Annotated in this window: 9 protein-coding genes and 1 riboswitch; of the genes, 1 reads left to right on the forward strand and 8 read right to left on the reverse strand. The window is 31.7% G+C overall.

The genetic code is table 11. The features are described from left to right. Positions 1–73: 73 nt before the first annotated feature. The 4 genes from RBB48_RS18805 to RBB48_RS18820 all read right to left on the reverse strand — a co-directional run bounded on the left by RBB48_RS18805 (position 74) and on the right by RBB48_RS18820 (position 3369). Positions 74–181 carry a YjcZ family sporulation protein gene (locus RBB48_RS18805; RefSeq protein ID WP_000120182.1) on the reverse strand — a complete coding sequence of 36 codons (108 nt, stop codon included), beginning with the start codon at positions 179–181 and terminating at the stop codon, positions 74–76. A gap of 135 nt (positions 182–316) precedes the next feature. After that, positions 317–1117, reverse strand: a complete 801-nt coding sequence (locus tag RBB48_RS18810; RefSeq protein ID WP_088063598.1) for an energy-coupling factor transporter transmembrane component T family protein — start codon at positions 1115–1117, stop codon at positions 317–319. Beyond that, positions 1110–2810 (reverse strand): ABC transporter ATP-binding protein, encoded by a 1701-nt coding sequence (locus RBB48_RS18815; RefSeq protein ID WP_088609358.1) that lies wholly within the window; start codon positions 2808–2810, stop codon positions 1110–1112. Before RBB48_RS18815 ends, RBB48_RS18810 begins: the two co-directional genes overlap by 8 nt. 10 nt (positions 2811–2820) lie before the next feature. Then, positions 2821–3369 (reverse strand): ECF-type riboflavin transporter substrate-binding protein, encoded by a 549-nt coding sequence (locus RBB48_RS18820; protein ID WP_001038206.1) that lies wholly within the window; start codon positions 3367–3369, stop codon positions 2821–2823. Between the two features lie 138 nt (positions 3370–3507). Then, positions 3508–3623, reverse strand: a riboswitch (SAM riboswitch). A gap of 153 nt (positions 3624–3776) precedes the next feature. Here RBB48_RS18820 and RBB48_RS18825 point away from each other — a divergent pair. Continuing rightward, positions 3777–4457, forward strand: coding sequence for an aspartate/glutamate racemase family protein (locus tag RBB48_RS18825; RefSeq protein WP_088063596.1), 681 nt, complete (start codon positions 3777–3779; stop codon positions 4455–4457). 49 nt (positions 4458–4506) lie between these two features. Here RBB48_RS18825 and RBB48_RS18830 read toward each other — a convergent pair whose 3' ends face one another. The 4 genes from RBB48_RS18830 to RBB48_RS18845 form a co-directional block, all read right to left on the reverse strand. Further along, complete coding sequence (locus RBB48_RS18830; protein ID WP_088063595.1) at positions 4507–5685, reverse strand: macrolide family glycosyltransferase; 1179 nt, start codon at positions 5683–5685, stop codon at positions 4507–4509. 336 nt (positions 5686–6021) lie between these two features. Then, entirely contained in the window at positions 6022–8148 is a 2127-nt protein-coding gene (locus tag RBB48_RS18835; protein ID WP_088063594.1) for a peptidoglycan D,D-transpeptidase FtsI family protein, read from the reverse strand. 222 nt (positions 8149–8370) lie between these two features. After that, positions 8371–10158, reverse strand: coding sequence for a PAS domain-containing sensor histidine kinase (locus tag RBB48_RS18840; protein ID WP_098133340.1), 1788 nt, complete (start codon positions 10156–10158; stop codon positions 8371–8373). A 459-nt stretch (positions 10159–10617) separates the two neighbouring features. After that, positions 10618–11469, reverse strand: coding sequence for a Cof-type HAD-IIB family hydrolase (locus RBB48_RS18845; protein ID WP_088063593.1), 852 nt, complete (start codon positions 11467–11469; stop codon positions 10618–10620). Positions 11470–11651 lie beyond the last annotated feature (182 nt).

An 11651-nucleotide genomic window follows, 5' to 3' on the forward strand; every position in this document is an offset into this window, starting at 1 on the left:
CTTTTTTATTTGTTTCGATACATAAGTATCTTCTATGTTTTTTAAGTTTACATTTGTGGAGACTAATTAGAAATTAGTACCCTCCGCCCCAGCAGCTGCATCCAACGATAATTAATAAAATAAATAACACAACTAATAACGCGAAACCTCCACCAAAACCACAAGAACCACCGTAACTCATATTTTCTCCTCCTTTTGGTTTGAAAACTAATAGGTAGTTGATCATTTTAACTGGTTCGTATTATACATTATGTAAATATCCCTTTTTTGAGCATGTCCACATAAAAATAAGTAAAAGCACTCATTTGAGAGTGCTTTAAAATGGATACCAAAAGTTTTGAAATACATGTAACTTTAAATACACTGCAACAATTAAAATAAAAATACCTACAAATAAAGCAATGAAATCCCCGCTTTTCGCTTTATTTGTATAAAACCAAGTTCGTGTATTCTTCTTTCCAAATCCTCTTAAATCCATTGCATTTGAAACTGTATCGATTCTATCTAGTGAATGAATAATTAAAGGCCAAAAAATTAAGACACGGTTTTTCATACGAATCCATAAACTTGCTTCTCCTTTTTCAAAAGCTACTCCTCTTGCCTCTTGTGCATGTTTAATAACTTTATATTCGGACTGAATATCAGGTATATAACGTAATGCAATATTTATTGCATATGTAATCTTATAATGAATTCGAAATTTACTTAAGCTACTCACAAATTTGCTTGGATCAGTCGTATATATATAAATAAGTGTAAATGGTAATAACGTAAAATATTTTAATGAAAGTGTAGCTGCATAAAATAATGTTTCATATGTAATTGTTGCATATCCGATATGTAAAAACGAAGTATATGATTCGGTTAATTCAGATCCATGAGTTGGTGTAATAAATAAAATCATGACAGAATTTAATAAACTAAATGTAAATATAACAGTAAAAACAATGCAAATTTTACGAAATGGAATTTTAGCAATAAATAGTCCGATACATCCAATCATAAATACAAATAGCAATACGCGAAAATCAAAAAATAAAAAAGTAAGCGTCATGCAAAAAATAAATAACAACAATTTCACTGCTCCATCCATACGATGAAAATATGTATTATACACCTTCCTCCCTCCTCATAACATCAAAATAAAGTTCTATAAATCTTTCAGGTTTTGCAATACCACTTAATTTAACGAGTTTGAATAAAGAACTCTCCCCTAAGTGCGCTCTATGTAAAGTTTCTGAATTCCCTAATACAGTAGATGCAGTATTATTCGCAATAATTTCTCCTTCATGTAGAACTATCGCTCTGTCTGCATATTCTAATGTGAGATTCATATCGTGTGTAATAAAAATAAAAGATATTCCCTTTGCAGCTAGTTTTCTTATAAACGTCATAAACTGTTTATAATGATAATGATCTTGTCCCGCTGTCGGTTCATCTAAAATAATAAGTTTCGGATTGGTTGTTAGTACAGATGCAATCGTTACTCTCTTTTTTTGTCCGTAACTTAATGCCTGGATTGGCCAATTTCGAAATGGATACAAGCCACAAATTTTTAACGTTTCCTCCGCTCTATGCTTAATTTCTTCCTTTGAAACCTTTTTTAATTTTAATGAAAATGAAACTTCTTCTATAACAGTAGGTTGTGTAATCATATGATTTGGATTTTGCATTACATAAGATATGACTTCACCACGTTTACGAATAGACCAAGAATTGATATTTACTTCATCAAATACAATCCTATCATTTTTTGTTTTGTTTATGCCTATAAGACTATGAGCTAATGTAGATTTACCGGCTCCATTATGACCCAAAAGTGCAACAATTTCCCCTTCTTTAATGGAGAAATTTACATTGTCTAATACTTTTTGTTTATTAGAATAGGAGAACGACAAATTTTCTACTTTCAATATTTCTTTGTTTTTAGGAGTATTTTTACAAAAAACTTGCTTCTCCATCCACTCATTTATTGCGCTACGAACACTTTCTCTTTGAAGATTTTCAAGTGGGTATATTACCTCATTATTACTATCAAACTGTAATCTCTTTAATCCTTCAATGTACATAGGTTCCCTTAAGCCAATAGATGGTAATATATTTGAGGCCAAAATCTCTTCTGGTGTTCCTATCTCAACGATTTCCCCTTCATCCATTAAAATAATTTTATCTAAATCCAGATTGAACATTTCTTCTATTCGATGTTCAATAAGTACAATTGTTTTATTATATTGTTTATGTATATCTTTAATAAGTTCTATCGTATGTAAGCTACTTACTGGATCTAAATTCGCTAACGGTTCATCAAACAATAAAATATTAGCATTTGTCGTTAACAGACCGGCTAAAGAAACAGTTTGTTTTTGCCCTCCTGATAATTCATGCGGACTTTGTTTATGAAAAGTATGCATCTTTACCTTTTTTAATGATTCTGAAACAATCTTTTTCATATCATCTTGATTTACACATTCATTTTCTAAATAAAAAGCTACATCTTCTTCTACTGTAAGACCAATAAATTGTGCATCTTGATCTTGCAAAATTGTTCCTACCTGTTTACTCTGTTCAAAAATACTCCCTTTCCTCGGATCTTTTCCCGCAATAGAAATAGTTCCAGTACTACTCCCTTCATAAGAAAATGGGATTAGCCCATTAATACAATGAGCTAATGTTGATTTTCCTGAACCACTACGTCCAGCAATTAGTACTTTTTCTCCAGGGTATATATGAAATGTAATGTCTTTTACAGTAGGTTGCGCAGCATGTTCATATTGAAAGCTGAATTGTTCAAAAGAAATGATTGGTTGCATGTTAACATCCCTACTTTTCAATTTTTAAATGTGTATGTTTCTTATTAGATTTAGCTAAACCTATTGTAATTGGCAATCCAAGAACTAAAAATACAATAACATCAGCAATTGTTGCTCCTAATACTTGTATAACAATTTTGTCAAATGGTTCTCCCATCACAATAACATCGAATGCCCCAGCAAATATAATAGCAATGACAATACCAATTAACCCAGTAATGGCTAAATAAGAAATATCCCGCTTATTATACGTCCCGTTTTTCACACTAAAGCTAACTCTTTTTTGAATGAGTCCCATTGCAAAGCCGATAATGCCTGAACTAATAACCCACCCCCACCAAATACCCCATCCAGCGATTGTATCTGTTACGGTATGACCGATAAGTCCTATTAAAAGTCCTGCCACTGGACCAAATAACGCTCCAAAAACGGTTAAAATAGCTAATGCAGGTTTAATAAATGTATTGGGTGCAATAGAAAATCCCCAAAGTCCTAATATCCCGTATAATGCTGCTCCAATTCCGATTGCTACTACTAACTTTGTTGATAATTTGTTCATTACAATTCCCCTCCCGTATTAGTCAACTTTTATTACTCTATATTTATTTTGAAAATGAATTATGCATCGACACTCCCTTTCTATACAACAAAAAATGACCCCTTACATAAGAGGTCATTTTCTTCACGTTCAAGAATCCTCTTATCTTCCAAAAAACACATCGTGTCCTCTGCGGAATTAGCACCTTCCTATAAATTTATATAGGGGTTGCTGAGGTTTCATAGGGCCGTTCCCTCCACCTCTCTGGATAAGTATTAATTTGTAATTCGTATTATGGCACTAATAAGTATAAATTTCAACACTTTTCTAATTATTTTTATTTTTCGTTTAACGGCACATTTAAATCATTGTATTCTTATCGGAATTATGAAATAATGAATTCAAAATAGTTACGGGAGGAATGTACGATGAAAGTAATCGGTTTAATTGGTGGACTAAGTTGGGAATCTACATCGTTATACTATAAACATATTAATACACTTACACTCTCTCAATACGATCAAAATGCGAAGCTTGTTTTATATAGCATGGACTTTGGTGAAGTAACTACTTTATTACAAAATCATCAATACGAAGAAGTGAAAAACGAATTAGTCACAGTTGCAAAAAAGGTTGAAAAGTCCGGGGCTGAATGTTTATTAATGTGTTCCAATACGGTCCATTTATTTGCTGAAGAAGTAGAACAGGCAATATCTATTCCACTTCTTCACATTGGTGATGTAAGTGCTAAAAAAATGGTAGAGCAGAATATAAAACGGATCGGACTATTAGGTACGAAACAAACGATGGAACAAGACTTCTATAAATCACGTCTAGCGAACTATAACATTGAGACAATTATTCCAAATAAAGAGGAAAGAAATTTTATTCATCATGTTATTTTAAATGAATTAAGTAAAGGAATTATTTCAGAAACATCAAAAGAAAAGCTATTACAAATTACAAACTCATTAATTCAAAATGGCGCAGAAGGTATATTGCTAGGCTGCACTGAAATACCATTGCTCATTTCCCAAAACGACCTTACTGTACCTGTTTTTGATACCGCTTTTTTACATGCAAATACTGCTGTGCAGTTTGCAGTATAATAATATAAAAGCATAAAGGTAGTGCCTCTATGTTTTTATCTTGGCTAAACTATTTATTTAAAAGAGATGTAATCACTGCAATTGCTTCTTTAGTACCACCACATTCTAAAAAACTATCATTCAGTTTTCGTATACCATGTTTATACTTTTCATTTGAAAGAACGTCTGTTACCGCTTCATTTAAAGTTTGCACATTAACATTCTCTTTCAATAACCGATGTGCTGCTTCAAGTTCAGTTAATCTTTGCGCTATCATTGGCTGGTCTTTATCGTGTGGAATTATAACAAATGGGACATTAAAATAAATGGCATCGTGTACGCTATTCATACCACCATGTGTAATGAAAACATCTGCTTCACTTAATATTTCTGATTGGGGTACGTATGAAGCAATTATAAAATTGTCTGGCGCTTTCTTAATTTTTGAACAATCATTTCTATCACCAATTGCCATTACAACTATTCCATCAAAATCCGAGAAAGTATCAATGCAAGTATTAAAGAATGGTTCGAGTCCTTCAAGCAGTGTCCCCATTGAAATATAAATAACTTTCTTATCTTTAAGTAATTCAAATGGAAACTGTACATTTGTTTTACGCTTTGAAATACTCGGTCCAATAAAAATGTTATTTCTTCCAAATAAATCGCTATTAGGTTGAAAATAGCGACTTGTGTACACAAGAGTAATATCTCCCTTGTTATGCATAAATTGAAGATTATTTTTAGGTGTTACTCCAAATTCATGTTCCATTTGATATAGTAACTGTTCAGAAATTTTATCAGGTTGGAATGGTATTTCTGCATTTGGATGAAAAGGTAATGTTTCCAAAAAATTTGGAGGAATTAAAAATATAGGAGAAGAAACTATGCCTGGAATTTGTAAATACTCCTTTACTAACTCTCCAGCGCCAAATATATCATAAATTACGAAATCAAAATGTATGTTTTCACATAATTGTTTCATAATTTCTAATATATATAAAGAAGTTTGAACATGTACACGAAAGAAAGAATTCAGCCCATCTGGAGTTTCAGAATCAATAGAAATCTCCTTTAATAAATCTGGATGTGTATATACAGTAGCTCCCAAATCTTCAATTCTGCCTTTAAATTGTTCTGTCGTAATATAATGTACGTGATCACCTCGTTCAGTATAGGCTTTGACTAAACTTAATGTAGGATTTACATGTCCCTCTGCTGGAAAATTAACCACTAAAATATTTAGCACTTATTTCTCACTCCTTACATTTCAATTCGCTTATTAAGCATACTGTAATTATTACCGTCAATCTTCACCTAATAGTCCTAATATGCTTGCTACTTTAGGTTGATAAATAATTGTTAGTGATTAAATTAAAAAAGGCATCTACATAAGTAGATGCCAAACCGTGATAAGGAGTGTTCTGTGAGGTTAGAATAAGCTTTTCAGCTTGTCCTATGCTATCAATATATGATTTATTTTATAAAATGTGAATAATTGATAGAATGATTTTACCTCCCTATCACCCATTTTGAACCTATTTCTAAATAAGTCGACTCTAGTTTCTGTACTATTTCATATGTTTTAACCTTCTTGAGAGCTATCTATTTTTATAGTTTCTCCAGTCAATCTCTTATTTTTCAGTTCAAAATAAGCATCTAAAACTTCTTTTCCAATATCAGAGTTAATACCAGATTTATCATTAATAACCCACGGCACAACTACAGAGAATGCTACTTCAGGATTATCATACGGCGCATATCCTGCTAACGTTAAATTATAACATTCTCTTCGCTCACCTTTTTCATTTCTTCCAATATCACGTTCTCCACCGTATACTGTCTGCGCTGTCCCTGTTTTACCTGCTGGCTTATAAGATGCTTTTTGGAACGCCCTTACTCCTGTTCCATCACCTTCTTGGAATACCTTTCTAAATCCTTCTTTTACTTGATTTATATATTCCTCTTTCATATCTATCTTATTTAAAACGATTGGTTCTACTGCATGTACCACTTTACCAATTTCATCTTTTTGCGACGTTTGCTCTCTTACCTCTTGAACAATTTGTGGCTTCATTCGATATCCACCGTTTGCGATTGTTGAAATATACTGTACAAGTTGAAGTGGCGTATAGGTGTCATACTGGCCAATTGAGTAGTCTAGTAAGAAACCAGGTTGATTATCTTTTTTACCAATTTGTCCAGCTGTTTCATTTGGTAAATCAATACCCGTTGGAACACCTAATCCAAATTGCCTGAAATAATACCTCATTTTATCAAAGTACTCCTGTTTAATATTTAATGAACTATTTTTCACATAATCTACACCTGCAATTTTTAATGCTGTATGAAACATATACACGTTTGAAGAGACTTGTAACGCTCTTAAATCATCAATATTTCCAAACTCTTTCCAAGACTTTTTTTCCTTTGTTCCTTTAAACTTCATAGGTGCATCATAAAAATAAGTACCTGGTGTTATAGCTTTCGTTTCAAATCCAGTTAAAACTGTCGCACCTTTCACTGTTGATCCAAGCTCATAAGAACTAGTCATTGTGCCTAATGCATAGTCTTCAACTTCTGTTTTTCCGTCTTTTTCTACAAGTCTTTTCCCGGCCATGGATAATACTTGTCCGTTTTTCGGATTCATCATCACAACGAAAGCACGGTCCAACATGGATTCTGACCCTTTATATGTCTTTAATATTTTTTCAATACTTTCTTCTACTTTCTTCTGTAATTCCATATCTATTGTTAAAGTTAAATTCTTACCGCTCTTTCCCTCAGAAACGATTTCCGTTCTAATTGTATTACCTTGTTTATCTGCAACGCTTCTTACTTCTTTTTTTGTACCATGAAGTACATCTTCGTATTGCTGCTCAATATAACTTTTTCCAACCCTATCATTTCGGCTATAATCACGTACCAAGTAGTAATCTAATCGTTCACTTGGTAATCCTTCATCGGAATTAGAAACATTTCCAAGAACAGATCGGAATAATCCATCATTTACATACACTCTCTCCCAATCAACCGATACGTCTACACCTGGGAGATTCGCTAAACCTTCACTAATTATAGTAAATTCCTTTTCACTAACATCTTTTTTAATAATTTGAGGAGCCATTTGATAACCAGAAGTCATCTTACTTTTAATAGCTAACACTTTTATATCTTTCTCTGTTAATTCCTGAAGATTTTTATCTGTAACCCGTTTTCTTTTTAACTCTTCTATTTTTTTATCTAGCTTCTTGCCGCTAATATCCTTTTCTCTAAATGTATCTATTTCTTTTTTCGATACTAGATTTTCAGCCAGTTTCGGATTTAATTGCATCCAAAAATCTTTCTTATCTGTCTCAGTTAACTTAGCTATATCTTCTTGCGGCATTTCAATTATGTCTGCAAGTTGTCTTGCAGTTTTTAATATATCTTCTGATTTTACACCTTTCATCTTTGTATATGTAATTGTACGTAAAGATTTATTATCAACTACTGGATTGCCTTCTCTATCAAATATTTTTCCGCGTGGGACAGATAGGCTCACAGTTGCATTTTCTCTCTTTTCTACTTCATTTTTATAAGTCTCTCCATCGAAAATTTGCACTTTACCTAACTGTATAATCATTGCAGAAAATAATAAAAATACACAAAGAAATAAAATATTTAACCGCGTCGGTATTGCTCTACCACTTTTTTTCTCATGCTTTTTCACCTTGTCATAATCTCCTCCTTACCGAATTCCTACTAATAATTGAATCTATATATTAAAAGTAATGCACATTTTCTATACAGTACTTTGCACAAATATTAATATACTGATAAAAACTTAATAGAAATTAAAACAAAGGTTAAGAAAAGGTAAAGTTTACTAAATTAAATATAAAAATCCCCAATAACCAAAAGTTAAGCTTTTGGTTATTGGGGATTTAGTAATTTAAGAGTTAATAATTGGACGTATTGATTCGAATCTATCATCATAATTTGATAGAGATTTTTCGCTCTGAGCTTTCGGCAAGTAAATCGTTACTGTTGTCCCGACTCCAACTTCACTCATAATACTTATATTTCCTTGATGACTTTCAATGATTTTATAACTTAACATTAATCCGATACCGGTACCTTTTTCTTTCGTACTATAAAAAGGCTCACCTAATCTCTTAATTCTATCTTCAGGTATCCCTATTCCTTCATCAATTACATGAATAATGACACCTTCATCGTTTATCTCTTTAATATGAATTGTAATTTTCCCGCCATCTGGCATAGCTTCGATTGAATTTTGCAAAATATTAATAAACACTTGTTTCAATTGATTTTCTGAGCATTCAATGCTTATGTCTTTGTTGTCTGCATATAGTTCCACTTGAATATTCGTCATAATTGCTTTTGTATTCATTAACGATACGACATTATTATAAATTTGATAAATATTTCTTTGTTCTGTATTTATCTCATCTGTTTTAGCAATTGATAAAAACTCTTGAAGAATCGCTTCTATTCTTTCAATTTCAGAAAGCATTAAATCAAAATATTTTTCTTGATCTTCTTTATTAATTTGAAATAACTGTATAAACCCTTTAATGACAGTTAATGGGTTCCTCACTTCATGAGCCACACCAGCTGCTAATTGACCAATTGCTGCAAGTGTATCTGATTTATTTAGCAATTCTTCTGTCTTTTTCCGTTCTGTAATATCGCGTACAATGATCATAATTTTATCATGTAATAATGGTAAGCATCTAGCTTCAAAGAAATCGACACTCCCATTAATTGTAAGTGGATATTCAACAATTACATTCGTCCCTTTTTCCTTCACTTGATGAATTGCTTCCTGAAACTGCTGTGCTACTGGAGATGGTAATACTTCGAAAAACTTTTTTCCCATAAAAGCTTGTGCCGGTACGTAAAATTTCGAAGGGGATCCTGCTTTATAATCTATAATTGTGCCATCATCTTCTGTTAAGAAACATAAATCTGGTAAAGCCTTAAAAATTAATTCCAATTCAGACGTTTGTTGTTTTAACTGGTCTTCTATCGCTTTTAAATGTGTAATATCTACTCCGACAGCCCAGTAGCTATATCCTGTTACAGGAAACTGTTCTGATATATTGGACCACATGATTGTTTTGATTTCACCATTTTTACATGTTAAGTGCATTTCCCAATCCCTGAAATTTTTTCCACACGTTAAAAATTTCGTTTGTATTTGGTGACGATAATTATGATCTGGGTACAATAATTGTAGGGCATTTGGATTCCCTATTATTTCTTCAGCTGTATAACCTGTTACAATTTCACACTCCCGATTCCACAATACAAAATCTCCATTATAATCAAGCGCATCAACCATAACAGGCATGTTTTGTAAAATCGTATGCAGTTCCTCCTCTTTTCGAGAAAGCAACGTTGTATTTTTACTTTGAAATACCTTTGTTGCTCCATCTATAATTAGATTTGAAAGCATTTCAAAGTATTTTTGACAATTGAAAATGTCACTTTTGTTTGACCATACTACAAAAGATCCTAAATGTTGATTGTATAAAAAAATGGGGATTTCAATTTTGGGAAGTTTACATATTTTCATTTCATTTATTCCAAAAGAAAATATACATTCTTTTTCAGCATCAAGAAGTTGATGTGATATGTTGGTTAATTTATAAAACTGTTCTGCCATGGTTTCTATTGTACTCACATCAATAAGTTCCATTAGCCGCGCATTCATTCCTTTTTCACCTCAATATGTAAAATTAATACAAATTCAAAATTTATACTTCTCCATTATACGTAGAATGTGCCTTTAGGTATATAGCTGCAGAATAATTATTCGAATAAATTTTATTTTTCAATTAAAATAGAGAAGAATTTGCGTATAAAATGAATCCTTAATCAGTACGTATTTTGTTCATCACATATTAATTCTGAATGTACGACCAATCTAAAACGGATACTCATGCAGAAACCGGATTTTAATATCAGAGTCATACACATCGATTTTAGTAGTATAAAAATACAAAAATATAAAGTTCATAAAATTTTCACAATTAATATGAAAAATATAAACATTTATTCCAATATATTCTATATAATAAAAAGTAATAAGGCTTCTATGAATCTCATAGAATACCTTACCCCTAATAAAAAGAAAAAAAGAATCCATTTGGATTCTTTTTTTCTTTTTATATTACATTACATATTTATATAAAGCATGTGCAACACCGTGTTCTTCATTTGATAAAGTTTCGTATTTACACATTGCTTTTATTTCTTCGACTGCGTTCCCCATTGCAATTGATATGTTTGCTTTTTCCATCATGGATACATCGTTTAGCCCATCACCTATCGCTACAGTATTTTCAACTGGAATATTTAGATGTTCTGCTAAAGTATATAATCCATTTCCTTTTTGAGCATCTCGATGATTAATTTCTAAATTATGCCAATATGAAGATGTAATTGCTAAATCAGTATTATGCAGAAACGCTGCTTTTAACTTTTTTAATTTTTCTATGTCATAAGAAAATGGTAAAAGCTTATGCACATGTATATCAGTTTCTATAATCGGTTTACAACTTTCTGCACTATGAAACGCTGTATGCTCAAGGTATAAAGCTGCGATCGTTTCTAATTCTTTCAAGTCGAAATTTTCTTTTGAACTCTTCACATACTCAATTTCATTACGTACACTCTCTACTCCATAATCCGGTACATACACACCTTTATCAGTATAAAGCTGATAATATAAGCCATTCTCTTCAAGATATTCTACAATTTCAAGTGCTTGCATATTTTGAATTGGATATCTCTTCATCATTTTTTTATCTTTATATATAAGCGCACCATTTTCCGCAATAATTGGACACTCTAAATTAACTTCTAACAACAATCTTTCAATGTCGACGATAGAACGTCCTGTACAAATTGCTACAACATGACCCGCTTCCTGACATTTTTGAATTGCTTCTGCATTCTCTTTACTAATCATTTTATTCCCTGAAAGAAGAGTTCCATCTAAATCAATTGCGATTAATTTCATTATTTCTTCACCACTTTCTATAAATACACGAGTTCATTATAAACAAAAGGTATCGTTTTCATACTGATCTCGTGAAGTACTCCTTATTTATAATTTATGAAAAGCGTTTCAGGTCAAGAAATAATTAATAATAAAATCAAAAACTTTTCTTTTTAAAGAAAAGTTTTTGATTTTATACTATG

It is taken from the genome of Bacillus sp. MMSF_3353, assembly GCF_030733445.1.
In the GTDB taxonomy this organism is placed as follows: Bacteria; Bacillota; Bacilli; order Bacillales; family Bacillaceae_G; genus Bacillus_A; species Bacillus_A wiedmannii.

Bases quoted from the DNA above. Each gene is read 5' to 3' on its own strand.
- RBB48_RS18805 (WP_000120182.1), bottom strand. From the start codon at position 181: ATGAGTTACGGTGGTTCTTGTGGTTTTGGTGGAGGTTTCGCGTTATTA.
- RBB48_RS18815 (WP_088609358.1), bottom strand. From the start codon at position 2,810: ATGCAACCAATCATTTCTTTTGAACAATTCAGCTTTCAATATGAACAT.
- RBB48_RS18820 (WP_001038206.1), bottom strand. From the start codon at position 3,369: ATGAACAAATTATCAACAAAGTTAGTAGTAGCAATCGGAATTGGAGCA.
- RBB48_RS18825 (WP_088063596.1), top strand. From the start codon at position 3,777: ATGAAAGTAATCGGTTTAATTGGTGGACTAAGTTGGGAATCTACATCG.
- RBB48_RS18840 (WP_098133340.1), bottom strand. From the start codon at position 10,158: ATGAATGCGCGGCTAATGGAACTTATTGATGTGAGTACAATAGAAACC.
- RBB48_RS18845 (WP_088063593.1), bottom strand. From the start codon at position 11,469: ATGAAATTAATCGCAATTGATTTAGATGGAACTCTTCTTTCAGGGAAT.